Source organism: Streptomyces sp. L7 (assembly GCF_050990935.1).
Classification (GTDB): Bacteria; Actinomycetota; Actinomycetes; order Actinomycetales; family Microbacteriaceae; genus Leifsonia.
Genome location: NZ_CP194644.1, coordinates 3,457,068 through 3,480,853 on the forward strand (window position 1 = coordinate 3,457,068; position 23,786 = coordinate 3,480,853).

A 23,786-nucleotide genomic window follows, 5' to 3' on the forward strand; every position below is an offset into this window, starting at 1 on the left:
ACGCGTCAGCGCTGCTGACGCACGGGGGCTGCGCTGACGATCTGGATCAGCGCGGCCCTCAGCGCGTCCGGGTCGTCGACCGTCGGGAAGACCTCGTCCTCCAGGCCGCGCACGGCCTCGAAGGCGGCGTGACCGCGCTCGGTGATGGACACGATGTGCCTGCGCCGATCGGTGGGGTCCGGGAGCCGGGTGACCAGGCCCTCGCGCTCCAGCCGGTCGACCGTCCGGGACATGGTCTGCGCCTCCACCTGCGCGAAGCGGGCGAGGTCGGTCTGCGAGTCGAAGCCGAGCTCCAGGAAGTGCAGCACGATGAGGCCGGCGTGCGTCAGGCCGCGGGCCTCCAGCGCTTCGTACCAGGCGCGCTCGACGGCCCGGGAGGCGGCGCCGAGCAGGCGGCCGAGCGGCCAGTTGTCCGGTTCGTGCTCGCCCTGCTCGTGGTTGCGCGTCTTGTCGCCCCCGGCGGTGTCGCCTGGCGCCACCTCCCCCGACATCGTGGCCTCAGTCGGTCCCGGCGTCGAAGGCGGCGCCCTCGGAGGACGCGTCGATCTCCCGGGAGAGCGCGTCGTCGGAGCCGCTCACGTCGAGCTCCAGGATCGAGCGGGCGCTGCCCTCCTCCAGCTCGCCGACGAGTTCGCCGGTCGGGCCGCCGATGAGGCCGGAGGCCGCGTACTGCTCGAGGCGGGAGCGCGAGTCGGCGATGTCGAGGTTGCGCATGGTGAGCTGTCCGATGCGGTCGGAGGGCCCGAAGGCGGCGTTGCCGACGCGCTCCATCGAGAGCTTGTCGGGATGGTAGCTGAGCGACGGACCCGTCGTGTCGAGGATCGTGTAGTCGTCGCCGCGGCGCAGGCGCAGGGTCACCTCGCCGGTGATCGCCGAGCCGACCCAGCGCTGCAGGGACTCGCGCAGCATCAGCGACTGCGGGTCGAGCCAGCGGCCCTCGTACATGAGGCGGCCGAGGCGGCGGCCCTCGTTGTGGTAGTTGGCGACGGTGTCCTCGTTGTGGATCGCGTTGAGCAGGCGCTCGTAGGCGATGTAGAGGAGGGCCATGCCCGGCGCCTCGTAGATGCCGCGGCTCTTGGCCTCGATGATGCGGTTCTCGATCTGGTCGGACGCGCCGAGACCGTGACGGCCGCCGATCGCGTTGGCCTCCAGCACGAGCGCCACCGGGTCGGTGAACTCCACGCCGTTCAGGGCGACGGGGCGTCCTGCCTCGAAGCGGACGGTGACGGTCTCCGGAGCGACCTCGACGTCTTCGCGCCAGGCGGCGACGCCCATGATCGGGTCGACGATGTCCAGCCCGGCGTTGAGCTCTTCGAGGCGCTTGGCCTCGTGGGTGGCGCCCCAGATGTTCGCGTCGGTCGAGTACGCCTTCTCGGTGGCGTCGCGGTACGGGAAGCCGCGCGCGACCAGCCACTCGCTCATCTCTTTGCGGCCGCCGAGCTCCTCCACGAACGCAGTGTCGAGCCACGGCTTGTAGATGCGCAGGCGCGGGTTGGCGATGAGCCCGTAGCGGTAGAACCGCTCGATGTCGTTGCCCTTGTAGGTGGAGCCGTCGCCCCAGATCTCGACGCCGTCGTCCATCATGGCGCGCACCAGCATGACGCCGGTGACCGCGCGGCCGAGCGGCGTGGTGTTGAAGTACGTCTTGCCGCCCGAGCGGATGTGGAAGGCGCCGCACTGCAGCGCGATCAGGCCCTCCTCGACCAGCGCGCGCTTGGCATCGACCAGCCGGGCGACCTCCGCGCCGTACTCCGCGGCACGGCCGGGCACCTCGTCGATGTTCGGCTCGTCGTACTGGCCGATGTCCGCGGTGTAGGTGCAGGGGATCGCACCCTTCTCGCGCATCCAGGCGACCGCGCAGGAGGTGTCGAGACCCCCGAGAACGCGATGCCGACTCGCTCACCGACCGGAAGACTGCTCAAGACTTTGGACACGCCTTCCAGCTTAGTGCGGGCGTGGGAGTGCGTCCGGGCACTGGAGAGCCGGACCCGCGTGGAGGATGCTTGCCGCATGAGCCTGACCATCTTCGGCGCCAGCGGGCGCACCGGTGCGGAGCTCGTGCGGGAGGCGCTGGACCGCGGCGAGGACGTGACGGTCGTCGTGCGGCGGCCGGCGTCGTTCGACCCGCGCGTGACCGTCGGCGTCGTACCCGATTTCGCGGACACGGCGGCGCTGCGCGAGGCGCTGACGCGGGCCGGCCTCGCGGCGGCGATGCTCGACAGCCTCGGCCGACCCGAGACCGAGCGCGCCGCCGTCGGAATCGCGGGCTGAGCGCCAGGCATTCGGCCCGAATGTCGCCTTTGCGCGCGCCAGAAGCGACATTCGTGCCGAATCCGTGGGCCTCAGCCGAGGCGGGGCGTGCGCGGCGGCTCGGTACGCCGCCGGCCGGTGGCCTCGAACGCCGCGGCCAGCGCCAGCAGCGCCGCGTCGTCGTAGGCGCGGCCCGCGAAGGTCAGGCCGACCGGCATCCCGGTGTCGTGCATCGTCCCCATCGGGACCGTGACGGTCGGGATGCCCAGGTGCCGGGGGACGAGGTTGCCGTTCGCGACCCAGACGCCGTTGCGCCAGCCGAGGTCGGCGGAGGCCGGGTTCACGTCCATGTCGGCCGGTCCCACGTCCGCCACCGCGGGGAAGACGACGGCGTCGACGCCGAGGCCGGCCATCCACTGCTCGAGGTCGACGCGGCGGGTCTCCTCCAGCCCGCGGAGGCCGTCGGCCAGCTCCGGGATGCCCTCCAGCGTCGTGCCGGGATGCTCGCGCACCCAGCCGGGGTACTCGGCGATGTCGTCGTCGAAGCCGGTGTACCGGTCCGGCAGCGCGCCTTCCGGGTGCGGGAAGATCCGGGCGCCGTCGACGTCGGCGAGCGTGTTCAGCGCGGGGTCGGCGTTGGCGGCGAGGAAGTCGTCCCAGCCCCAGGCGGACAGATCGATGATCTCCCGGCGCAGGTAATCGGGCGAGACCAGGCCGCGGGTGGCGATGGTCGGCGCGCCGGGGCGGTCGCCCTCGTAGTTGGAGACCACGGGGAAGTCGGTCTCGACCACCTCGGCGCCGGCGGCCACCAGGTCGCGGCGGGCGGCCTCCCACAGCGCGATCACCGAGTCGCGCGTGCGGATGCGCTGCCCGGTGGGGCCGCCGATGCCGACGTGCTCGCCGGTGCCGGCCTCCTCGTCGCGGTTGATGTACATGCGCGGCACCGCGATCCGTCGGCCGGCCAGGCTCGCGTCCTCGGCCAGCGCGGGATACGACGCGGGCCGCAGCTCGGACGCGGGCGGGATGGGCACCCACGGCTGTGCGCGCCAGAAGTCGCCGCGGGTGTCGGAGTCGTCGGCGACGATGACGTCGAGCACCTCCAGGAGGTCGGCCATCGTGCGGGTGTGCGGCACGACGACGTCCATCGTCGGCACGAGCGGCCAGTTGCCGCGCACCGAGATGACGCCGCGGGACGGGGTGTAGGCGCAGAGCGCATTGTTGGAGGCCGGGGCGCGGCCAGAGGACCACGTCTCCTCCCCGAGGCCGAACGCGGCGAAGCTCGCGGCGGTCGCGGTCCCGGAGCCGTTCGAGGAGCCGGAGCCGAACGCGGCCGTGAGGAAGTCGCCGTTGTACGGGCTCTCGGCGCGGCCGTAGACGCCGCGCTGCATCCCGCCGTTCGCCATCGGGGGCATGTTGGTGAGGCCGAGCAGGATGGCCCCGCCCGCGCGCAGCCGCTCGATGGTGAAGGCGTCGCGCTGAGCGACCAGGTGCTCGAAGGCGGGGGAGCCGGCGGCGGCGGTGAGGCCGCGGGCGAGGTAACTGTCTTTGGCGGTGTACGGGATGCCGTCCAGCGGGCCGAGCGTCTCGCCTCGGGCGCGGCGCCGGTCGGCGGCGCGGGCCTCCTCGCGGGCATCGGGGTTGCGGACGATCACGGCGTTGAGCCGGGGACCGGCGGTGTCGTACGCGTCGATGCGGGCGAGGTAGGCGTCGACCAGCTCGGCGCTGGTGGTCTCGCCGGACTCCAGGGCACGGCGGAGGTCGGCGATGCCGGCCTCCACGACGTCGAAGGCGGTCATGCTGCGTCCGCCTTCGTGGGCACGGCCGGCTGCTGCTGCGTGATGCAGTGGATGCCGCCGCCGCGGGCGAAGATCGGGCGCGAGTCCACCATGCTGACCCGGCTGCCCGGGTAGACGGCCTCCAGGATCTCGGTCGCTTCGGCGTCCGCGGCCTCCTCGCCGAAGCCGCAGGCGATCACGCCGTCGTTGACGACGAGGTGGTTCACGTAGCTCCAGTCCACGAAGCCCTCCTCGTCGCGCAGGGTCGCGGGCGCCGGGAGGTCCACGATGTCCCACGCGCGGCCGGCGGCGTCGGTCGTGCCGGAGAGGAACGCGCGCAGCTCGCGCGACACCTCGAAGTCGGGGTGCTCCGGGTTGCGCTGGGTGTGCAGGAGCAGGCGCCCGGGCGCGGGGATGGTCGCGACGATGTCCACATGGCCGTTGGTGCCGAAGTCGTCGTAGTCGCGGGTGAGGCCGCGGGGGAGCCAGACGGCGTGGGTGGCGCCGATCGTGCGGGCGAGCTCGGCCTCCACGCGGGCCTTGTCGGCGTATTTGTTGCGGCGCGGGTCGAGCTGCACGGTCTCGGTGAGCAGCACGGTGCCGTCGCCGTCGACGTGGATGCCGCCGCCCTCGTTCACGAGCACGGAGCTGACCAGCTCGGCGCCCGTGCGGTCGGCGACGAAGCGGGCGATCTCCGCCGACTTGCGCCACTCGGACCACTCCGGGTCGCCCCAGCCGTTGAAGGTCCAGTCGACGGCGCCGAGCACGCCGGGGCGCTCGTCGTCCACCACGAAGGTCGGGCCGAAGTCGCGCATCCAGAACTCGTCGAGCGGCGCCTCCACCTGCTCGACGTGCGAGCCGAGCATGCGGGCGGCGCGCTCGCGCTCGGACGGGTCGACCACCATCGTGACCGGCTCGAACTCGGCCACCGCGTGGGCGACCGCGGTCCAGGCGGCGTAGGCCTCCTCGGCGGAGGCGGCGTCGTCGCCGAGGGTGATGCCGGCGCGCGGGAAGGCCATCCAGGTGCGCTCGTGGGGTGCGGTCTCGGCGGGCATGCGCCAGGTCATCGTGAACCTCCGGGCTCTATTGATCGGATGATCAATAGATACCTATACTGGACCCACGATGTCAAGAGCAGCACGCAAACCGCCCGCCGAGCGGCGCGCCGAACTGGCCGCCTCCGCCCGCGCAGTCGCCCTCGACGAGGGCCTCGCGGCGGTGACGCTGCGCGCCGTCGCCGCCCGCGCGGGAGTGACGCCCGCCCTGGTCGCGCACTATCACGAGTCGATGGACGGCCTGGTGGCCGAGACCTTCACGAACATCGTCGGGGCGGAGATCGCGGAACTGCGCGCACTCCTCGCCGCGGCGCCGTCGCCCGCCGCAGGACTCGCGACGCTGCTGCGCACTCTGCTCGACGGCACGCGCGACGACGTCACCGTGGTCTGGGTGGAGGCCTGGGCGCTCGGCCGCCGCAACCCCGTGCTGGGCGCGGCGGTGCGCGACCAGATGGACGCGTGGAGCGACGCCATCGAGGGCGTGATCGCCGCCGGCGTCGCGGCGGGATCGTTCCGGGTGGACGACCCGCGCGCAGTGGCCTGGCAGTTGCTCGGGATGCTCGACGGGCTGAACGCGCAGGCGCTGGTCCGCTGGGGAGGCGCGGCCGACCGGGGGTCGTTGCTGGCGCACGCGGTGGAGGGGATGCTGGGGGTGGAGCGCGGGGTGCTGGTGGGGTAGTGAATTGCGTGTACGGAGATTTGCCGTACACTTGCGATCATGCCCACGAAAGACCGACGAATCGAAGTGCGCGTCACCAGCGCTCAGCGTGAGCTGATCGAGCGTGCGGCGCTCCTCCAAGGCCGCACCGTCTCCGACTTCACCGCCGACACGCTCACCGAGCGCGCGGAGGAAGTCGTGCGCCGTGACCGCGAGCTGCGGGTCGACGAGGAAGCCTTCGCGGCGTTCGCGGAGGCACTCGACGCACCGGCCCAGAGCGTCGAGGGGCTGGCCGAGCTGTTCCGTCGCCGTTCCGTCTTCATCGACTGATCCGCGATGCCGCAGTACCACCGGCCGCGTCCGATCGAAGCGGGCGACATCGCCTCGGACTTCGACTGCGGCGTCGACGTCCTCGACCGCTGGCTGAAGGCCTGGGCCCGGCACAACGAGGCGGCGGGAGGCTCGCGCAGCTACGTGTCCGTCACGGACGACACGCGTCGCATCGCGGGTTACTACTGCCTGTCGGCGAGCTCGATCGCGCGTGCCGACGCGCCGGGTGCCCTCGCGCGGAACATGCCCGATCCGATCCCGGTGGCGCTTCTGGGCCGGCTCGCGGTGGATCGTCGGTACGCGGGCGTCGGCCTCGGCAGTTCGTTGCTGCAGGATGCGGTGCTGCGCGCCATTCAGGCCTCGGAGGCACTCGGCATCCGCGCCCTGGTGGTGAACGCCATCGACGATGCGGTGGTCCCGTTCTACGAGCGGTTCGGATTCCGGCGGTTCCCCGACGGGTCCGAGCGCATCCTCTACCTGAAGATCGCGGACGCGTTCTAAGACGGCTGCGGACCTCAGCTGACCCACGCCGTCAGCTCCGCCAGGAACTCCTCCGGCTTCTCGATCTGCGGCGAGTGGCCGCAGTCCTCGAACACCACCTCCCGGGTCACCCCGCCCTGCGCCTGGTAGCGCTCCAGCACAGCGCGGATCTGCTTCAGCATCGGCTGCGGCGGCGCGACCTCCTCGCCGGGCCAGCCGGGAATGACGCCCGCGGCGCCGAGCTGGTTGAGGTCGAAGAAGGAGGCATCGTTGACGATCGCGTCGAGGGCGCCGTGGATCCACAGGATCGGCGGCTTGACGGGGAGGTCGACGATGTCCGTCGTGTCGAAGTAGATCGGCGCCATCGTGTTGAGGACGCCGCGCGGGCCCGGCGCGAACCCGGGCCAGTCGTCCGTCGTCGTCGCGTCGCCGGGGTAGTTGTCGACCCCCGTGGCGGTCGTCAGCATGGACTGCACCCAGAGGTCCTCGTACTCGGTCGTGAAGCCGGGCGCCACATAGCCCGAGCGGTAGACGGCGCGTGGGGAGGTGGGCGACTCCTCGCCGGTGTCGCCGGCGGCCAGACGCTCCACGAAGTCGGGGTTCGCTCCCCCGCCTCCACTCCCGGACGCGGACGCGTTGAGGAGGCTCCCGTCCTCCGCGGTGCCGCCGAAGCCGTACGGCGAGACTGTGGAAACGAGCGTGAGGGTGCGCACCAGCTCGGGCCGGTCGAGCAGGAGCTGCATCACCACGCCCCCTCCCATGCTCCAGCCGACCAGGTGCACCGGACCGGTGGCGAGCTCGTCCAGCACGGCGGCGACGTCCTCCGAGAAGTCGCCGACTCCGCGGGTGGCGTCGACAGGCAGGGTCTCGCTGTCGCCGAAGCCGCGGAGGTCGATCGCGAGGGCGCGGGTGCCCTGCGGCAGCGACAGCATCGGCGGCTGCCAGAACAGCGACGAGGACACGTTGCCGTGCACGAACACGATCGTGCGGGTGGCGTCGGCGGCGACGGTGGGGTCGGTCGTGCGGGCCAGCACGTTGGCGGTGTAGCGGGAGGTCGGGATGCTGCGGGCGACGATGCCCGGGAGCAGGGTTCCGGTCACGGGTTCTCCTTCGGGTGCGGGCGGGGTGCGGGGTCCGAATGGTAATGCGGGTGAGCGGGGTACGCGCCCGGCAGGTGGGGGGTGATCTGCCGTACGCCGGCCTCCGTCATCACGATGGTGTAGTGGTTCACGTCGTCGGCCGCGAACGCCTCGAACCACGGCAGCCGGGCGCGCCACGCGGCGGGCTCCTCCGGCAGGTAGAGCGGGTCGGTGTTCAGCAGCCCGCGCGGCGCGCGCACAAACGCGATCGGCAACGTCAGCCCGGCGAGGGCCTCAGCGTAGCCGCCGCTGCCGTCCATCTCCGTCGCGTTGACGGACATGGCCTCCTCGGACACGCTCGACCGCAACTCGGGCGGCGTGCCGACCAGGTCGTAGAGCGCATAGGCCTCGACGGCGTCGTTCCACCACGGGCCGAGCGCGGGGTGCCGGCGCCAGAACGCGAGGTAGTCGTCCTCACTCGCGAAGGTCATCCGCAACCGGTCGCGCGCGGGCCCGAGGTCGGCGGCGCGGGTGACCGGGAGGCCGCCGTCGATCAGCACCAGCCGCTCCACCCGGTCGGGGTGCCGCTCCGCGAACCACACCGCGACGAACCCGCCCATCGAGTGCCCGGCGACCACCGCGCGCTCGACGCCGAGCCCGTCGAGCATCCGGGCGACGTCGTCGGCGTGGCCGGCCATCCCGTACGGGCCGGGAAGGCGACCGCTGCCGCCGCGGCCGCGCAGGTCCGGGGCGACCAGCCGCACACCGGGCAGCGCCGCGGCGACCATGCCCCAGGAGAGGTGGTTGGCGGTGATGCCGTGGATGCCGACCAGCGGCATCCCGCCCGCGTCGGCGTGCCACTGGCCGCCTGCCAGCTCCCCGCCGTCGACCGGGACGCGGAACGGCTCTGCAGGCGCGAACCCGGTCACTTCGCGCTCCACCCGCCGTCGATCGTGTAGCTCGCGCCGGTGACCATGCGCGACCCTTCCCCGGCCAGCCAGAGCGCGAGTCCGGCAACCTCCTCCGGCTCGACCAGGCTCTTGATCGCGGGCTCGGTGAGCATGATCTTCTCGACCACCTCGTCCTCAGGGATGCCGTGCAGCCGCGCCTGGTCGGCGATCTGCTTCTCGACCAGCGGCGTGCGCACATAGCTGGGCTCGATGCAGTTGGAGGTCACACCGTGCGCGGCACCCTCCAGTGCTGTGACCTTCGAGAGGCCCTCCAGCCCGTGCTTGGCCGCTACGTACGCGGACTTGAACTCGGAGGCGCGCAGGCCGTGGACGCTGGAGATGTTGATGACGCGCCCGAAGCCGCGCTCGTACATCCCTGGCAGCGCGGCGCGGATGAGCAGGAAGGGCGCCTCCAGCATGACCCGCAGGATGAGCGCGAAACTCTGCGGCTCGAACTCGGGGATCGGACGGACGTGCTGGAGGCCGGCGTTGTTCACGAGGATGTCGGTGTCGAGCCGGAGGTCGCCGAGGGCGGCGGTGTCCGAGAGGTCGACCTCCCACGCCTCACCGCCGAGCCGGTCGGCTGTCGAGCGGGAGGCCTCCCCGTTCAGGTCGGCGATGGTGACGTGCGCGCCCGCGGCGGCGAACGCCTCCGCGCACGCCAGGCCGATGCCGCTGGCGCCGCCGGTGATGAGGGCCCTGCGCCCCGAGAGGTCCGCCATTCCTGCCTCCTTCACCGGGCCCGCTGCCCACACCCGCACCCTACCCGCGCGCCGCAGCCGGGCGGAAGGAGTCTCCGCCGAGGGGGAGCCGCGACCTGTCGGGAACGGAGGAGATCCGCGAGGCCGGAGGCCGGAAACGCAGCGAACGGAGGAGATCCGGCCGCTGATGCGGTGGATCTCCTCCGTTCGCGGAGGTGTGGGTGGTGCGGGGGTTAGGGGAGGGGCGCTGGGGCGGGGGCGGCGACCGACGTGCGCACGAGGCGGGCGTCGGCGGGGGTGACGGCGTGCTTCGGGCCGGTCAGCTCGATGCTCGTCTCGGTCTCGCGCTCGGCGCAGGACGGCCCCACCCACAGCTCGACGTCGCCGGGCTCCACCGCGCGGACGCCGTCGAGGCCGGTGAACGCCAGCCGCGCGGTCGGCACCTGGAAGGTCACCTCGGCCTCCTCGCCCGGCTCCAGCGTCACACGCGCGTACCCGAGCAGCTGCGCCACCGGGCGCGTGACGCTCGCGAACACGTCGCGCGCGTAGAGCTGCACCAGGTCGGCGCCGGGGCGCTCGCCGCTGTTGCGGACGGTCACGCGCACCTCGAACTCGCCGCCGGCGGCGACGGACGCGTCCGCCTCCAGGCCGTCGCGCTCGAAGGTCGTGTAGCTCAGGCCGTGGCCGAACGGGAGCACCGGCGTGCTGTCGGCGCTCGTCACGTCCGAGGGTCCGCCGAGCAGCGGGTGCAGGTACGAGAACGGCTGCGCGCCGGCCGAACGCGGCAGCGACACCGGCAGGTGGCCGCTGGGGGCGACCCGGCCGGAGAGCACGGCGGCGATCGCCCGGCCGCCCTCCTCGCCGGGGAAGAACGCCTGCAGCACGGCAGCCGGGGCGTCCGGGCCGTTGATCGCCCAGTCGATCGCGTAGGGGCGGCCGGAGAGCACGATGACGACGGTCGGCGTCCCGGTGCGGACGACGGCCTCCACCAGCTCGCGCTGCACGCCCGGCAGCTCCAGGCTCTCGACGTCGTTGCCCTCGCCGACGGTGCCGCGGCCGAACAGGCCGGCACGGTCGCCGACGACGACCACCGCCACGTCGGCGTCGGCCGCGGCGCTCACCGCGGTGACGATGCCGGAGCGGTCGTCGCCCTCCACGTCGCAGCCGCGGGCGTGCACGAGCTCGGCGGCCGGGAACTCCTCGCGCAGCGCCTCCAGCACCGAGGGGAGCTCGAAGCCGAGCGGGACCTCCGGGTGGTGGGCGAGCACGTGGTTGGCGAAGGAGTAGCAGCCCATCAGCGCCTCGGCGGCGTCGGAGTTCGGCCCGACGACGGCGATGCGCGCGGCGGCGCGGTCGCCCTCGAGGGGAAGAGCGCCGTCGTTGGTCAGCAGCACGAGCGACTCCTCGGCCAGCCGCAGCGCGAGGGCTCGGTGCTCCGGGGAGTCGAGGTCGACGGAGGCCGGCGGCTCGTCGAAGGTCTCGTCCAGCAGGCCGAGTTCCTCCTTCTGCGCGAGCAGGCGCAGCACGGCGCGGTCGACCAGCGCCTCGTCGGCGAGTCCGGCCCGGATGCGCTCGGCCAGCGGCGCGAGGTAGGCGTCGCCGGTCGGCAGCTCGACATCGATGCCGGCCGTCAGAGCCAGCTCGGCCGCCTCTCCGCGGTCGGCCGCGATGCGGTGCATGGTGTGCAGGAACGCCACCGAGAAGTAGTCGGCGACGACCGTCCCGTCGAAGCCCCACTCGTCGCGCAGCACCCCGGTGAGGAGGTCCGGGTTCGCTCCGACCGGCACGCCGTCGATCTCGGCGTAGGAGTTCATCACCGAGCGCACGCCGCCGTCGCGGATCGCCATCTCGAACGGAGGCAGCAGCGTGTCCCGCACCTCCCGCATCCCGGCGTGCACCGGCGCGTGGTTGCGCCCGGCCTGCGACGCCGAGTAGCCCACGAAATGCTTGAGCGTGGCGTGCACGCCCGACGACTGGAGGCCGCGCACGTAGGCGGCGCCGATCGTCCCGACCACGTACGGGTCCTCGGCGATGCACTCGTCCACCCGGCCCCAGCGCGGGTCCCGGATGACGTCGAGCACCGGGGCGAGGCCCTGGTGGATGCCGAGCTCGCGCATCGAGGCGCCGATCGCGGCCCCCATCTCCTGCACCAGCTCCGGGTCGAAGGCGGCGCCCCAGGCGAGCGGGGTCGGGAAGGTCGCGGCCTTCCACGCCGCCAGCCCGGTCAGGCACTCCTCGTGCACGAGAGCGGGGATGCCCAGCCGGGTCTGCTCGCGCAGCCGGCGCTGCTCCGACCACAGCCAGGAGGCGCGCTCCACGGGGTCGACGGGCCGCGTGCCGTAGACACGGGTGAGGTGCCCGATGCCGTTGGCGGTGGCGTCCTCGTAGGTCTGGCCGGTCGTCATCTCGCCGTCGAGCGGGGCGACGTTGTCCTCGCCCTTGTCGACCCAGTAGCCGACGATCTGCGCGAGCTTCTCGTCGAGGGTCATCCGCGCGTGCAGGTCCCGCACGCGCTCGGAGACGGTGGGGAGGTTGTCAGTGGTAGTCATGCTTCTTTCCTGCATACGGGTGGTACGGGAACGTGTCGGGAACGCGAGCGGGGCCGGGTTCAGCCCTTGACGGCACCGGTGAGACCGCCGACGATGCGGCGCTCGAACAGGCTGAAGAAGATCAGGGCGGGGATCATCGACAGCGACGTGAAGGCCAGCACCTTGGAGGTGTCGGTGGCGTACTGCGACGAGAACGCCTGCACGCCGAGCGGCAGGGTGAAGGTCGCCTGGTCGTTGAGGATGAACAGCGGCAGCAGGTAGCTGTTCCAGCTGGCGATGAACGCGAGGATGCCGACCGTGATCACGCCCGGGAGCGAGAGCCGCAGCACCATCCGGAAGAAGAAGCCGAGCCGGCTGCAGCCGTCGATGAAGGCGGCCTCCTGGATCTCGTCCGGGATCGCGCGGAGGAACGGCACCAGGATGATGATGGTCGTCGGCAGCGCGAACGCGATCTGCGGGATGATGACGCCCGCGAGCGAGTTCATCAGGCCGAGGTCGCGCACCACGAGGTAGAGCGGCGTGATCGCGACGGTGATCGGGAACATCAGCCCGGCGGCGAACAGCGCGTAGAGGAAGCCGTTCCACCGGAACGGGTACCGGGCGAGCACGTAGCTGGCCATCAGCCCGAGTGCGACGGCGCCGACGGTGGTGACGAGGGCGGTGATCGTCGAGTTGAGGACCTGGCCCCAGAAGACGCCGCCGGTCAGCACGTTCACATAGTTGGCCGGGTTCCACGGGTTGGGGAAGCCGGCCGGGTCCACCGTGATCTGGGAGTTGGTGCGGAAGCCGCCGATGATGATGTACGCGATCGGCACGATCATCAGCGCGATCACGATCAGCGCGATGAAGTAGACGGCGGGCGAACCCCAGGGGAGGCTCTTCCGCTCTGCACGGCGCGAGGCGCGGCGGGAGGTAACGGTGAGGGCGGTCATCACGCCGTCCTTTCTTTCGCGGCCGCGTTGCGGCGCTTCGTACGCTCGGACTTCTTCGCCGTGGTCACGGCACCGGCAGTGTCGCGACGGAGGACGAAGCGCTGATAGATGAGCGCGACGATCAGGGAGATGAGGAAGATCACGACCGCGACGGCGTTGCCGTAGCCGTAGTTGCCGGCGTTGCGGCCGTTCGCGACCATGTAGGTCGCCATCGTGGAGGTGCCGGCCGTGGAGGCCACGTACTGACCCCAGATGATGTAGACGAGGTCGAACAGCTGCAGCGCGCCGATGACGGAGAGGAATGCCCAGATGCGAAGGGTTGGGGCAAGCAGCGGCAGGGTGATCCTGCGCTGGATCTGCCAGTACGACGCGCCGTCGAGGGCGGCGGCCTCGTAGAGCTCCTCCGGGATGCCCTGCAGGCCGGCGAGGAAGAGGATGACGGCGAAGCCGACGTACTTCCAGGTCAGGATGCCTACCAGGGTCCAGATCGCGATGCTCGAGTTGGACAGCCAGTCCTGGGCCATCCAGCCGAGGCCCGCGTTGTGCAGGAAGCCGTTGAGTGCGCCGTTCGTGGCGAGCATCAGGCTCCAGCCGGTGCCGACCACGACCTCCGAGATGACGTAGGGCACGAAGATCAGCACGCGGATGATCGACTGGCCCTTCATCCTGCGGTTCAGGAGGAGCGCGAGGAGGATGGCGATCGGGCCCTGGATGACGATGGACATCACGACGATGAAGGCGTTGTGTCCGAGCGCCGCCAGGAAGGCCGGGTCCGTGAGGATCACGGCGTAGTTCTGGAGGCCGACGAAGTCGGTGGGGGTGCCGTACCCGGCCCAGCGGAAGAAGCCGTAGTAGGCGGCCATCACGACCGGGAAGATCACGAAGGCCAGGAAGACGATGACGGCGGGGCCGACCAGGAGGGCGATCTCGGCGCGGAGGCCCCAGCCCGCGCCGCGGCGGCGGCGCGGCTGCGACGGGAGCGACGCGGCCGCGCCGCTCCCGTCGTGCTGCGCGAGATCCGCCGTCGACACGGATTCGGTCGAGGTTGACTCGCGGGTGTTGCTCACAGTGCGGCCTCTCAGCCCTTCTTAGCGGCGTCGTTCGCGGCCTGGATCATGCCCTTGGCGTCGGTCTTGCCGGCGAGCATGTCGACCACGGCCACGTTCAGCGCGTTGCCGATGTTCTGTCCGAGGACGGTGTCGAGCCACTGCGAGACGAACGGCGCCTTGTTGTACGCGGCGAGCACCTCCTTCAGGTAGGGCTCGGTGACCTCCTTCTGCGCCTCGGTGTTCACCGGCGGCGAGTTGAAGGCCTTGTAGTAGTTGATCTGCTGCGGAGTGGTCGCGATGAAGTTGAGGAAGTCCGCGCACTCCTTCGGGGCCTTGACCGAGCAGGAGTAGCCGTCGACGCCGCCCATGATCGAGCCGGGCTCGCCCTTGCCCGCGTTGGAGAGCTCGGGGAACGGGTAGAAGCCGAGGTCGGGCAGGGGCTTCTGGTCGGGGGTGAGGGAGGCGATCACGCCCGGGTCCCACGCGCCCATCAGCTCCATCGCGGCCTTGTGGTTGGCCACCAGACCGGCGGAGGAGCCGGCGCCCTGCTGGGCGGAGGTGGTCAGGAAGCCGTCGTTGAACGGCTTCTGGCCGGCGAAGCTCTCCAGGTCCTGCGCCGCCTTCAGCCAGCAGCCGTCGGAGAAGCTCTTCGAATCCGCGGTCTTCTGCATGGTGGCGCCGGAGCACTCGCGCAGCGCGAACCAGTAGAACCAGTGCGCGGCGGGCCAGGCGTCCTTGGCGCCGAGAGCGATCGGGGAGACGCCCGTGGCCTTCAGCTTCTGGACGTCGGAGCTGAGGTCGTCGATGGTCTTGGGGGCTTCGGTGATCCCGGCCGCCTTGAACAGGTTCTGGCTGTAGAACAGGCCGCCAGGGAGGACTGCGAGCGGCATCGCGTAGACCTTGTCCTGGTAGGTCTCCGCCTTGAAGGAGCCGGAGGAGATGACCTTCTTGGTGTCGGACGAGATCTTGTCGGTGAGGTCCATGACCTGACCGGCCTGCACCATCGCGGCCATCTTGCCGCCGCCGCGCTGCAGGAAGATGTCGGGGGCGTCACCCGAGTTGAGCGCCGTCTGCAGCTTGCCGTCGAGGTCCTCGTTCTGGATCGACTGCATCTTGATCGTGACGTTCGGGTGGGCATTCTCGAAGGCCGCGATCGCGTCCTTCCAGTACTGCTGGCCGGGGCCGGTCGTCGAGTTCTGCCAGAGCGACATGGTGACTTTGCTGTTGCTCGAGCTGTCGGAGGTGCCGCTGCACGCGGTGAGCGCGAGCGAGCCGGCTGCCAGGACAGCTGCTCCGATGAGGAGCTTCTTGGCTTTCATGTGATTCCAACCTGTTCTCTTCGTTGAGCGGCATCCGCGGATTCGCGATGCCTGGTGACGGAAGTCCGTGCCGGGGCTGCCGGCCGGGCGAAGCCTCTCGCCTGGGGCCGATCGGGGACTCGTCGCGTCCGGGAGGCTGACCGGACCACGTCAGTGTCGCAAGCCCGATTGGGAGTGTCAAACGTTTTCGAAATCCTTTTCGAAATCCTTTTCGAAGTTGCTATGCTGCTCCGTCATGGGACGACGTCCAACCATCAACGACGTGGCCGAGGCGGCCGGAGTGTCCGCTGCGACCGTGTCCAAGGCGGTCAACGGCCGCTACGGCGTCGCCTCGCACACGGCCGAGCGCGTCCTCCAGGTCGTGGAGGAGCTCGGCTACGAGTCGAGCCTCGTCGCCTCCAGCATGCGCTCGCGGCAGACCGGTGTCATCGGCGTTCTCGTGGCCGACTTCGAGCCGTTCAGCGCGGAGGTGCTGAAGGGCGTCGGCGCTGCGCTGTCGGACTCCCGCTACGACCTCCTCGCCTACAGCGGGTCGCGCCAGCTCTCGCCCGAGGGCTGGGAGCGGCGTTCGCTGAGCCGGCTGAGCGGCACGCTCATCGACGGCGTCATCATGGTGACGCCCACCGTGGTCAACGTGAACGCGGACGTCCCCATCGTCGCGGTCGACCCGCACACCGGCCGCGCGGACCTCCCGACCGTGGAGTCGGACAGTTTCGGCGGCGCGCGCAGCGCGGTGGACTTCCTGATCGGGCTCGGCCACCGGCGGATCGGCTTCGTCGCCGGCCGGCCGGACCTGCGCTCGTCGGCCGCGCGCGACGCAGGCTACCGGCGCGCGCTGACGGAGGCCGGCATCCCGTTCGACCCGTCGATCGTCGGCGTCGGCAACTACGAGCAGGAGAGCGCCCGGGAGGCCGCCCGTCGCCTGCTCGCCGCGCCCGAGCGACCCAGCGCGATCTTCGCCGCCAACGACCTGTCCGCGATCGTGGTCATCGAGGTGGCGCACGAACTCGGGCTCGAGGTGCCGCGCGACCTGTCGGTGGTCGGCTTCGACGACATCCCGGAGGCGTCGCGGTTCTCGACGCCGCTGACGACGATCCGGCAGCCGATGGGGCGGCTCGGGGCCGCGGCCGCGGAGCTGGTGGTGGCGCTGATGTCCGGCGAGGAGCCCGACCCCACCCACATCCGCCTGCCCACCCGCCTCATCCGCCGCGCCAGCACGGCGCCGCCGGCGTAGTAGGCCGGCTGGGCCGGGCGGTCCGCCCGGTCCGGGCGGGCTCCGCTCGCGAAGGAGGGCTGGCCGAGACACGCCGTGCGACTCCGTTCGGACAGCCTTCGGAAGGAGATCCGCGACCGTGTCTCCTTCCGTGGAGTGCGCCTCGGACCCGGCTCAGAGCTCGGGCGGGGCGCCGAGGCCGGAGGCGGCGGCGCGCATGGCGGCCTCCGCGCTCGCGACCGTGATCAGGCGGTTGCCGGCGACGATGTGGAGGCCGTAAGCGTCCTCCAGTGCGACCAGGTTCATCGCCAGCGTCTCGACGGGGAGCGCCGGCGCGAAGACGCCTGCTGCCGCGCCGCGCTCCAGGACGCCGGTGTAGGTCGCGAGCTGGCGCAGGTACATCCGCTCGACCAGCTCGTCGTGCAGCGCGGAGGTGCCCGCGAGCACGTCGAACTCGTAGAGCAGGCGCATCAGGGCGTCGTCCGGGCCGCTCGGGAGGCCCTCCCGGATGGCGGCGGCGAGCTGGAGCTGCGGCTCGGCGATGCCCGCGACGATCGCGTCCCGGCGGTCGCAGAACCGTTCCAGGCCGGCTCGGTGGGCCTCCACGAGGAGCTGGTCGAGGTCCTCGTAGTAGTAGAGGATCGCGCCGCGGGTGAGCCCGGCCTTCGCGGCGACGTCGGCCAGGGAGAGCGAGCGGAGTCCACGTTCGCCGACCGCGCTGAGCGCCGCCTCGACGAGGTCCGCGCGGCGCTCGTCCTGCTTCTTCGGCCGGGCCATGAGTCGACCCTACCGGCGCGCGGCGGCCGGGATCGCTTGACACCGTTCGCACGCGCATGGCACACTCGGGGAATTCTTTGACGCAAACGTCAAAGAATTCTCCTCACCGTCGATGGGAACGCCATGACTGCACCCCGGACCGCCGACCTGTTGCTGACCGGAGCCCGGGTCAGGACCTTCGACGACGCCCAGCCGTGGGCGGAGGCCGTCGCCGTGACGGACGGCCGGATCGGCTACGTCGGGACGGCTTCCGAGGCTCCGGCCGCCCGCGAGACGCGCGACCTCGGCGGAGCGCTCGTCACCCCCGGCATCATCGACAGCCACAACCACCTCCTGCTCGGCTTCGACCCCGACGCGGTGAGCCTGGAGGGCGCGGAGAAGCTGGCGGAGGTGCGCCGCCGCATCCGCGACCTCGCCGAGCGCCGCCCCGACCTCGACTGGATCTGCGCCGAGAACGCCGTCTACTCGGTGGTGACCGGGCGCCGCCCGAACGCCGCCGACCTCGCCGGGCTCACCGACCGCCCGGTGTTCGTCACCACCTACGACCAGCACTCGGTCTGGCTCAACGACGCAGCGCTGCGTGCGCTCGGCATCGCGGGCGGCGGCGACATCCCGTGGGGCCGCCCGGAGCGCGGCGACGACGGCCGGCCGACCGGCTGGGTCACCGATTTCTACACCAGCGCGATGACGACTGCGGGGCTCGCGGGCCTGCAGCGCGACATCCCGTTGTACTCGCCAGAGCGCCGCTACCGCCGTCTGCTCGGCAGCCTCGCGCTCGCCACGGCGTCCGGGATCACGACCGTGGTCGAGCCGCAGGTCCCGCTGGCGGAGGTCGGCCTCCTCGACCGGGCGCGCGAGCGCGGGCTGCTCAGCTCGCGCGTGATCGCGGCGCTGTTCCACCCGATCGACGCGGACGGCGCTTTCCGCCGCGAGTTGCGGGAGGCCGTCGACGGCGCACCGGTGGACGAGCGGCTGCGCTTCGGCCCGGTGAAGCTCTATGCGGACGACGTGATCGAGCCGCACACGGCCTGGATGCTCGACGACTACGCGAATCGTCCGGGCCACCGCGGCCACCCCTCCGCGCCGGTCGGCGAGCTGACCCGCATCGTCACGGAGCTCGACCGGCTCGGCTTCCAGACCCACACCCACGCGACCGGGGACGGCGGCATCCGCCTCGCCCTCGACGCGATCGAGGCCGCCGCGCGGACCAACGGGACGCGCGACCGCCGGCACGGGATCGTGCACGTCGAGTGCCTGCACCCCGACGACCTCCCCCGGTTCGCGGCGCTCGGCGTCACGGCCGCGATGCAGCCGCGGCACTGCTCTCCGGACCTCGTCGCCGGGACCTGGATGGAGAACGTCGGCGAGCAGCGCTGGGACCGCGCCTGGCGCCTGCGCTCGCTCATGGAGTCGGGCGCGCACGTGGCGCTGTCCAGCGACTGGCAGGTGGGCGAGATGGATCCGCTCGTCGGCTTCTACTCGGCCCTCACCCGCGCGGGCCTCGACGGCCGCGACGCCTGGACGCCCGGCGAGCGCATCGGCCTGGACGACGCGATCCGCGGCTACACCCGCGAGGGTGCGTGGGCATGGCACGCGGAGGACGACCTCGGCGTGCTCCGCGTGGGGGCGCGCGCGGACGTCGTCGCGTGGTCGGGGGACCTGTACGAGCACGAGGGCGACCCGGCCGCGCTGCTGGAGCAGCGGGCGGCGCTGACCGTCGTCGGCGGCGAGATCGTCCACGACGCCGACCGGGACGCGCCCGCCCCCGAGCAGTTCGGGGCGCTCGCGCATTGCTCGTCCGCCGCGCCCTGACCCGCCCGGACGCACACCGTCGTACTCGACTGTTAGGCCTTCGCGGGGCGGCGGCGGGGTAGGGCTGCGATGAGGAGGCCGGCGAGTGCCAGGCCGGCGCTCAGGCAGAGGCCGGGTCGGTAGTGGGCGAGTTGCTCCGCGAGGGCGCCTGCGCCGTGCGCCCCGCCTCCCGGGGTCGCCCCGCCCGCGATCAGCGCGCTCGTGACGGCAAGCGCGAGAGCGCCACCGACCTGGGCGCTGGTCTGCACGAGCCCGGCCGCCAGACCCTGCTCGTCGTCGTGCACCCCGGTCGTGGCCTGCACCTGGATCGAGGGGAAGCCGATCCCGAAGCCGACGCCGAGCAGGACGACCGGCGGCAGCACGTCCAGCCAGTAGACCGGCGCGGTGCCGAGCCGGAGGAACAGCAGGTAGCCGGCCGAGAGCGACCCGAGCCCGACGATGATCAGCACGGTCGGCCCGAAGCGGTCGATCAGGCGATCCGTGAACGGCGCACTCGCGACGACCACCAGCCCGGTCGGCAGCAGCGCGAGCGCCATGCCGAGCGGCGTCCAGCCGAGGACGTCCTGCAGGTAGAGCGTGAGGACGAACTGGAACGACACGTACGAGCCGAACAGTGTGATCGCGGTGAGGTTCGCCCGCAGCACCGACGCGACCCGGAAGATCCCGAACCGGATGAGCGGATGCCGCACCCGCGACTCCAGGATCACGAAAGCGGCGAGGAGCGCCGCGGCGACGACGAAACCGAGCACGGTCAGGAGCGACCCCCAGCCGACGCCGGGAGCGGAGACCACCGTGTAGACGAGGAGCAGCATCCCGGCGGCCAGCAGGATCGCTCCGACCACATCGTGACCGGCGCCGCGCTCGCGGGCGTCCTTCGGTACGAAGAGGAAGCCGAGCACCAGCGCGAGCACGGCGAGCGGGACCGAGAAGAGGAACGTCCAACGCCAGCTCAGCGACGTCATCAGGCCGCTCATGATCAGGCCGAGCGAGAAGCCGCTCGCGGCGAACGTCGTGAAGATCGAGATGGCCTTGTTGCGCTCGGGGCCCTCCTCGAAGTTGGTCGTGATCAGGGAGAAGGCCGCGGGGGCGGTGAAGGCCGCCGCGACGCCCTTGACGAAGCGGCTGGCGATGAGGAGGCCCGCGTCCATCGAGAGGCCTCCGGCGAGCGAGGCGACGGTGAACACGCTCAGCGCGACGAGGAGCACCGTGCGGCGGCCCAGAAGGTCGGCCAGGCGGCCGCCGAGCAGCAGGAGGCTGCCGTAGCCGAGCACGTAGCCCGACACGATCCACTGCAGCGCGCCCGGCTGGAGGCCGAGCTCCTTGCCGATCGACGGGAGCGCGACGCCCACCATCGAGACGTCGAGGCCGTCGAGGGCGATCACGATGCAGGTGGCGAAGAGCAGCAGCCAGCGGGCGCGACTCCAGCGGACGACGGGGGCGGCCCCCGAGGGCTGCCCAGGCCGGACGGCGGGGCGGGAGGCGGTGTCGGAGTTCAGCACGCGTGAAAGTCTATGACACGGAATAGATTGTGTCAGCAAAGTATGCACATTCATGTAGTTCGCAAGGAAGCGAGCGTATCATTGCAGCCGTGAACGAACCGGTCGACGTCTCGGCCCGCTGGCGCGAACTGCAGGGCCTCTATCTCAACACTGCCGCGGAGCTGGAGCGCACCCTCCAGCAGAGCCACCAGCTCGGCCTCAGCGAATACGAGGTGCTCGACCTCGTCGCCGGCTACGCGAACGACTCGTGCACGATGCGCAATCTCGTGGACCTCACGCCGATGACCCAGAGCGCCCTGTCCCGAATCGTCGACCGCCTCGTCAAGGCCGGCCTCGTGGAGCGCAACACCTGCGGCTACGACCGACGCGCGCTGTTCGTCGGCATCACCGCCGACGGCGCACGCGTGCACGACGACGCGAAGCGCGAGTACGACGGACTGCTCGAGAAGGCCTTCTCGGCGGCCCCGTCCGTCGTCTAGAACCCCGGCGGCCGAGGGAAACACCGAGGGGCGGAGCCCATCCGGACTCCGCCCCTCCTCTGCACATCCGGCCTCAATCCCCCGCGAGCTGCGCCTTGTAGTCGGAGATCGCCTGGTTCGCTGCCGTCGTCGCATCGGTGAGCGCCTGCTTCATGGTCTTCGAACCCGAGAACGCGGCCTGCATCTGCGGGATCATCGCGGCGCGGATGGCGCTGAACGCTCCCGTGAAGCAGCCGTGGCTGGCCGGCACGTCGCTGACGTCCTTGACCTCGTCGATCGCGACCTGAGCGACCGGGTGGGAGGCCAAGTAGGCCTTCCGCGCCGACGAGTTCTCCAGCGCGGTGTTCGCGGGCACATAGCCGGTCGCCTCACTGAACTTCGCCTGTGACGCCGGGGAAGCGAGGAAGGAGATGAGCTTCCAGCCGGCGACCTGCTGCGCCGGGGTGGCCTGGTTGCTCAGCCACATCGCCGAGCCGCCGACCACGGTGCCCGCCTTCGAGGCCGGAGCCGACAGCGGGGACGGGAGTGCGACGTACGGGAACGTGGTGCTGTTCGCGACCGAGGCGGCGACGGCGGACGAGTTGAACATCATGGCGGTCTTGCCGGCGGCGAACGCCGTCACAGCGTTGTTGTTGTCGGTGCCGACGTCGAGGCCGGCGCCCGCCTTGTATAGCTGCTGTGCCTTGTGACCGCTGCCCACGGGGCGGTGGAGCGAGCGGCGTCGGCCCCGTCGGCGCCGCGCTGTATTGCCGCGGGGCGCCGTGGCCTCGTGCCTCGATGCTGTCCACGGTGGCACCGTTGCGGCGCCCATCACGCGTTGCGGGCAAACGCGGTCTACCGGGTGGCGGCCTCGCGATCGAGCGGATCCGCCAGCGCTGAGATCTCCGTTCGGCCGTCGCGCGCGCCAACCGAGAAGGATGTCCCGCCGACCCGGACGCCCTTCACTCGCACGGCGCCGAGACCGGCGGCTGTGCGCGCGGTGAGCCCGTCGCCGGTCGGACGAAGCTGGAGCTGGGCGCCGAGGACGGCGACGGCCGCCGCTGCCGACCAGGCCTGAGGACGGCATGACGCGGGATACGGCGCAGGGGCGCGGGTCTCGGACGCGGAGTCGCCGGAATGGAGCTCAGGCATCCGGAAGTCGAAGTGCTCCGCCGCACGCAGGAGTCCCTCGACGAGACCGGCCGCGTGGTCGACGAGACCCGCCCTCGACAACCCGGCGATCGCGATCGCCGTGTCGTGGGCCCACACTGAGCCGACGTGGTAGCTCAGCGGCCAGAACCCCGCCGCGTCGGACCCCATGGTCCGCAGCCCGAAGCCGGAGTCCAGGCGAGGCGAGGTCAGCCGTTGGGCGACCTCCCGTTCCTCGTCGGGGTCGAGGATACCTGTGCCGAGCAGATGACCGAGGTTGCTGGTGAGGGTATCCACGCGCCGCTTGCTGCCGTCGAGGGCGACCGCCGGATAGCGGCCACCCTGAGGGTCGTCCACCCAGAAGCTCTCCGCGAAGCGCTCTTTCAGCCGGCGCGCCCACTCGCGCCACTCCGCGGCATCCGGAAGCCCGAAATGGTCGAGGAGGTCCGCGCCGTGCATTGCAGCCTCATACGCGTACGCCTGAACCTCGCAGAGCGCGATCGGGCCTTCGGCGAGGGTGCCGTCGCGCCACTGGATGGAGTCGCCGGAGTCCTTCCACCCCTGGTTCGCCAGGCCGTGACCCGAGGAGTCGATGTACTCGAGGAAGCCGTCGCCGTCGCTGTCGCCGTGGTGACGCATCCAGTCGAGGGCGCGTTGCAGGGCGGGCAGCAGCGGGCGGATGTCCTCCTCGGCCGCACCCCACCGCCAGGCGTCGTGAAGGAGGCAGATCCAGAGCGGGGTGGCGTCGATGGTCCCGTAGTACAGGGGCGGCAACGTGAAGTCCGATCCCCGGATCTCGGCAGCGCGCACCTCGTGCATGATCTTGCCCGGCTGCTCAGCCGTCTCGGGGTCGGTCGTGGTCCCCTGGACCGCGGCGAGAACGCGCAATGTGGACAGCGCGAGCTCGGTGGAGAGCGGCAGGAGGAATCGCGCACTCCAGAGCGAGTCACGGCCGAAGAGGGTGAAGAACCAGGGTGCGCCCGCGGCGAGGAACTCGTCTCCCGGGCTGAGGACCGACCGCATGCGCAGCGCGTCGAGGTCGGACAGTGCAGCGGTCACCCAACGGGAGAGCCTGCTGTCGTCCGACTCGATCTCGAAGCCGGACCAGCTCGCGGTCCCCGGTGCGCCGTCCACCACGAGCGAGGTGTCGGCGAAGCCGACCCTCCAGGCCAGCGAGACAGTCGCGCGTGGCGCGAGCAGCACATCCCACTCCAGGACGATGCGCTCGGCCGACGCCTCAGCGATCGCGCCGTCCGTGACCACGACAGCGGTCGCCGAACCGGCGGACAGTCGCACACCGCCATCGGCGACCTGCACGTCTCGCGGGCGCACCGCTTTCGATCCCTGCTTGATCTGGTCCATCGGGGCGAAGCTGGGGCGCAACCCGACGGTGATGCGCGTGCGCACGTCGACATCGCGCGCCGAGCGGATTTCGATCCGCTCGTCCAACGAGTCGGAGGTCACCTCACGCACCCGCTCGATACGCACACGCGGGTCGGCGCCATCGCCGTCGAGGTGTCGCAGCACGCCGGTGAACGTCACGGCGGATGCACCCCCGGCCGCCATTGAGATCCATTCGGGACGGACGCCGTCGGAGACGAGGGTGAGCTCGTCGAATACGCGGACGTCGCCGTGGTACACGCCGGCGATGCCTGCGCCGCCGGCATCGCCCGTCCGGTCGCTCCACACCTGGGTCGGCGAGCGCAGCACGATCACCTGGTCGTTCAAGAAGGGTTGACGGTCGGACATGC

The 23,786-nt window shown here is 71.4% G+C and carries 21 protein-coding genes and 1 pseudogene; 7 read left to right on the forward strand and 15 right to left on the reverse strand.

Annotation, left to right across the window (positions count from 1 at the left end; genetic code table 11):
- Positions 1-5 precede the first annotated feature (5 nt).
- Together ACR5MH_RS17560 and argG are read right to left on the reverse strand one after the other, a co-directional pair.
- Positions 6-491 (reverse strand): MarR family winged helix-turn-helix transcriptional regulator, encoded by a 486-nt coding sequence (locus tag ACR5MH_RS17560; protein ID WP_431348359.1) that lies wholly within the window; start codon positions 489-491, stop codon positions 6-8.
- Positions 492-498: 7 nt separating this feature from the next.
- Positions 499-1,934, reverse strand: a pseudogene (gene argG, locus ACR5MH_RS17565) (argininosuccinate synthase).
- 76 nt (positions 1,935-2,010) lie between these two features.
- Here argG and ACR5MH_RS17570 point away from each other — a divergent pair.
- A complete protein-coding gene (locus ACR5MH_RS17570) occupies positions 2,011-2,271 on the forward strand; it encodes an NAD(P)H-binding protein (protein WP_431348360.1) in 261 nt (86 codons plus the stop codon).
- A 71-nt stretch (positions 2,272-2,342) separates the two neighbouring features.
- Here the strand turns inward: ACR5MH_RS17570 and ACR5MH_RS17575 are convergent, their stop codons facing one another.
- Both ACR5MH_RS17575 and ACR5MH_RS17580 read right to left on the reverse strand, forming a co-directional pair.
- Complete coding sequence (locus tag ACR5MH_RS17575; RefSeq protein WP_431348361.1) at positions 2,343-4,046, reverse strand: amidase; 1,704 nt, start codon at positions 4,044-4,046, stop codon at positions 2,343-2,345.
- Positions 4,043-5,092, reverse strand: a complete 1,050-nt coding sequence (locus ACR5MH_RS17580) for an agmatine deiminase family protein (protein WP_431348362.1) — start codon at positions 5,090-5,092, stop codon at positions 4,043-4,045. Before ACR5MH_RS17580 ends, ACR5MH_RS17575 begins: the two co-directional genes overlap by 4 nt.
- 58 nt (positions 5,093-5,150) lie before the next feature.
- On the opposite strand from ACR5MH_RS17580, the gene ACR5MH_RS17585 reads away from it, so the two are divergent.
- From ACR5MH_RS17585 to ACR5MH_RS17595, 3 genes are read left to right on the forward strand one after another with little or no spacing between them, the layout of a single operon-like run.
- Positions 5,151-5,759, forward strand: coding sequence for a TetR/AcrR family transcriptional regulator (locus ACR5MH_RS17585; protein ID WP_431348363.1), 609 nt, complete (start codon positions 5,151-5,153; stop codon positions 5,757-5,759).
- Positions 5,760-5,798: 39 nt separating this feature from the next.
- The gene (locus tag ACR5MH_RS17590; protein ID WP_431348364.1) at positions 5,799-6,068 is read left to right on the forward strand and encodes a DUF1778 domain-containing protein; all 270 of its coding nucleotides are present in this window, start codon (positions 5,799-5,801) and stop codon (positions 6,066-6,068) included.
- A 6-nt stretch (positions 6,069-6,074) separates the two neighbouring features.
- On the forward strand, positions 6,075-6,569 hold the full coding sequence (locus ACR5MH_RS17595) for a GNAT family N-acetyltransferase (protein WP_433861998.1): 495 nt from the start codon (positions 6,075-6,077) through the stop codon (positions 6,567-6,569).
- A 14-nt stretch (positions 6,570-6,583) separates the two neighbouring features.
- Here ACR5MH_RS17595 and ACR5MH_RS17600 read toward each other — a convergent pair whose 3' ends face one another.
- The 7 genes from ACR5MH_RS17600 to ACR5MH_RS17630 form a co-directional block, all read right to left on the reverse strand.
- Positions 6,584-7,648 carry an alpha/beta fold hydrolase gene (locus ACR5MH_RS17600; RefSeq protein ID WP_431348366.1) on the reverse strand — a complete coding sequence of 355 codons (1,065 nt, stop codon included), beginning with the start codon at positions 7,646-7,648 and terminating at the stop codon, positions 6,584-6,586.
- Positions 7,645-8,556 carry an alpha/beta hydrolase gene (locus ACR5MH_RS17605; protein WP_431348367.1) on the reverse strand — a complete coding sequence of 304 codons (912 nt, stop codon included), beginning with the start codon at positions 8,554-8,556 and terminating at the stop codon, positions 7,645-7,647. Before ACR5MH_RS17605 ends, ACR5MH_RS17600 begins: the two co-directional genes overlap by 4 nt.
- Positions 8,553-9,299, reverse strand: coding sequence for a 3-hydroxybutyrate dehydrogenase (locus tag ACR5MH_RS17610; RefSeq protein WP_431348368.1), 747 nt, complete (start codon positions 9,297-9,299; stop codon positions 8,553-8,555). The genes ACR5MH_RS17605 and ACR5MH_RS17610 overlap by 4 nt, the downstream gene beginning before the upstream one ends.
- Positions 9,300-9,511: 212 nt before the next feature.
- A complete protein-coding gene (locus ACR5MH_RS17615; protein WP_431348369.1) occupies positions 9,512-11,827 on the reverse strand; it encodes a beta-glucosidase in 2,316 nt (771 codons plus the stop codon).
- A 59-nt stretch (positions 11,828-11,886) separates the two neighbouring features.
- Positions 11,887-12,759, reverse strand: coding sequence for a carbohydrate ABC transporter permease (locus tag ACR5MH_RS17620; RefSeq protein WP_433861999.1), 873 nt, complete (start codon positions 12,757-12,759; stop codon positions 11,887-11,889).
- On the reverse strand, positions 12,759-13,790 hold the full coding sequence (locus ACR5MH_RS17625) for a carbohydrate ABC transporter permease (protein ID WP_431348370.1): 1,032 nt from the start codon (positions 13,788-13,790) through the stop codon (positions 12,759-12,761). Before ACR5MH_RS17625 ends, ACR5MH_RS17620 begins: the two co-directional genes overlap by 1 nt.
- A 47-nt stretch (positions 13,791-13,837) precedes the next feature.
- A complete protein-coding gene (locus ACR5MH_RS17630) occupies positions 13,838-15,127 on the reverse strand; it encodes an ABC transporter substrate-binding protein (RefSeq protein WP_431348371.1) in 1,290 nt (429 codons plus the stop codon).
- Positions 15,128-15,362: 235 nt separating this feature from the next.
- On the opposite strand from ACR5MH_RS17630, the gene ACR5MH_RS17635 reads away from it, so the two are divergent.
- Positions 15,363-16,361, forward strand: coding sequence for a LacI family DNA-binding transcriptional regulator (locus tag ACR5MH_RS17635; RefSeq protein WP_431348372.1), 999 nt, complete (start codon positions 15,363-15,365; stop codon positions 16,359-16,361).
- Positions 16,362-16,514: 153 nt separating this feature from the next.
- On the opposite strand, the gene ACR5MH_RS17640 is transcribed toward ACR5MH_RS17635, so the two are convergent.
- On the reverse strand, positions 16,515-17,117 hold the full coding sequence (locus tag ACR5MH_RS17640) for a TetR/AcrR family transcriptional regulator (protein WP_431348373.1): 603 nt from the start codon (positions 17,115-17,117) through the stop codon (positions 16,515-16,517).
- Positions 17,118-17,240: 123 nt separating this feature from the next.
- Here ACR5MH_RS17640 and ACR5MH_RS17645 point away from each other — a divergent pair, with 123 nt between their 5' ends.
- Positions 17,241-18,929, forward strand: coding sequence for an amidohydrolase (locus tag ACR5MH_RS17645; RefSeq protein ID WP_431348374.1), 1,689 nt, complete (start codon positions 17,241-17,243; stop codon positions 18,927-18,929).
- Between the two features lie 32 nt (positions 18,930-18,961).
- Here ACR5MH_RS17645 and ACR5MH_RS17650 read toward each other — a convergent pair whose 3' ends face one another.
- Positions 18,962-20,428, reverse strand: coding sequence for an MFS transporter (locus tag ACR5MH_RS17650; protein WP_431348375.1), 1,467 nt, complete (start codon positions 20,426-20,428; stop codon positions 18,962-18,964).
- An 89-nt stretch (positions 20,429-20,517) separates the two neighbouring features.
- Between ACR5MH_RS17650 and ACR5MH_RS17655 the strand changes: the two genes are divergently transcribed.
- Positions 20,518-20,907, forward strand: a complete 390-nt coding sequence (locus tag ACR5MH_RS17655; RefSeq protein ID WP_431348376.1) for a MarR family winged helix-turn-helix transcriptional regulator — start codon at positions 20,518-20,520, stop codon at positions 20,905-20,907.
- Between the two features lie 73 nt (positions 20,908-20,980).
- On the opposite strand, the gene ACR5MH_RS17660 is transcribed toward ACR5MH_RS17655, so the two are convergent.
- Positions 20,981-21,607: an extracellular solute-binding protein gene (locus tag ACR5MH_RS17660; protein ID WP_431348377.1), complete on the reverse strand. Its 627-nt coding sequence runs from the start codon at positions 21,605-21,607 to the stop codon at positions 20,981-20,983.
- Between the two features lie 134 nt (positions 21,608-21,741).
- A complete protein-coding gene (locus tag ACR5MH_RS17665; protein ID WP_431348378.1) occupies positions 21,742-23,784 on the reverse strand; it encodes a glycogen debranching N-terminal domain-containing protein in 2,043 nt (680 codons plus the stop codon).
- Positions 23,785-23,786 lie beyond the last annotated feature (2 nt).

Excerpts from the sequence above, each read along its gene's own strand:
- ACR5MH_RS17560 (WP_431348359.1), bottom strand. The coding sequence starts at position 491 with ATGTCGGGGGAGGTGGCGCCAGGCGACACCGCCGGGGGCGACAAGACG.
- ACR5MH_RS17570 (WP_431348360.1), top strand. The coding sequence starts at position 2,011 with ATGAGCCTGACCATCTTCGGCGCCAGCGGGCGCACCGGTGCGGAGCTC.
- ACR5MH_RS17575 (WP_431348361.1), bottom strand. The coding sequence starts at position 4,046 with ATGACCGCCTTCGACGTCGTGGAGGCCGGCATCGCCGACCTCCGCCGT.
- ACR5MH_RS17580 (WP_431348362.1), bottom strand. The coding sequence starts at position 5,092 with ATGACCTGGCGCATGCCCGCCGAGACCGCACCCCACGAGCGCACCTGG.
- ACR5MH_RS17585 (WP_431348363.1), top strand. The coding sequence starts at position 5,151 with ATGTCAAGAGCAGCACGCAAACCGCCCGCCGAGCGGCGCGCCGAACTG.
- ACR5MH_RS17590 (WP_431348364.1), top strand. The coding sequence starts at position 5,799 with ATGCCCACGAAAGACCGACGAATCGAAGTGCGCGTCACCAGCGCTCAG.
- ACR5MH_RS17595 (WP_433861998.1), top strand. The coding sequence starts at position 6,075 with ATGCCGCAGTACCACCGGCCGCGTCCGATCGAAGCGGGCGACATCGCC.
- ACR5MH_RS17610 (WP_431348368.1), bottom strand. The coding sequence starts at position 9,299 with ATGGCGGACCTCTCGGGGCGCAGGGCCCTCATCACCGGCGGCGCCAGC.
- ACR5MH_RS17615 (WP_431348369.1), bottom strand. The coding sequence starts at position 11,827 with ATGACTACCACTGACAACCTCCCCACCGTCTCCGAGCGCGTGCGGGAC.
- ACR5MH_RS17620 (WP_433861999.1), bottom strand. The coding sequence starts at position 12,759 with ATGACCGCCCTCACCGTTACCTCCCGCCGCGCCTCGCGCCGTGCAGAG.
- ACR5MH_RS17630 (WP_431348371.1), bottom strand. The coding sequence starts at position 15,127 with ATGAAAGCCAAGAAGCTCCTCATCGGAGCAGCTGTCCTGGCAGCCGGC.
- ACR5MH_RS17635 (WP_431348372.1), top strand. The coding sequence starts at position 15,363 with ATGGGACGACGTCCAACCATCAACGACGTGGCCGAGGCGGCCGGAGTG.
- ACR5MH_RS17640 (WP_431348373.1), bottom strand. The coding sequence starts at position 17,117 with ATGGCCCGGCCGAAGAAGCAGGACGAGCGCCGCGCGGACCTCGTCGAG.
- ACR5MH_RS17645 (WP_431348374.1), top strand. The coding sequence starts at position 17,241 with ATGACTGCACCCCGGACCGCCGACCTGTTGCTGACCGGAGCCCGGGTC.
- ACR5MH_RS17665 (WP_431348378.1), bottom strand. The coding sequence starts at position 23,784 with ATGTCCGACCGTCAACCCTTCTTGAACGACCAGGTGATCGTGCTGCGC.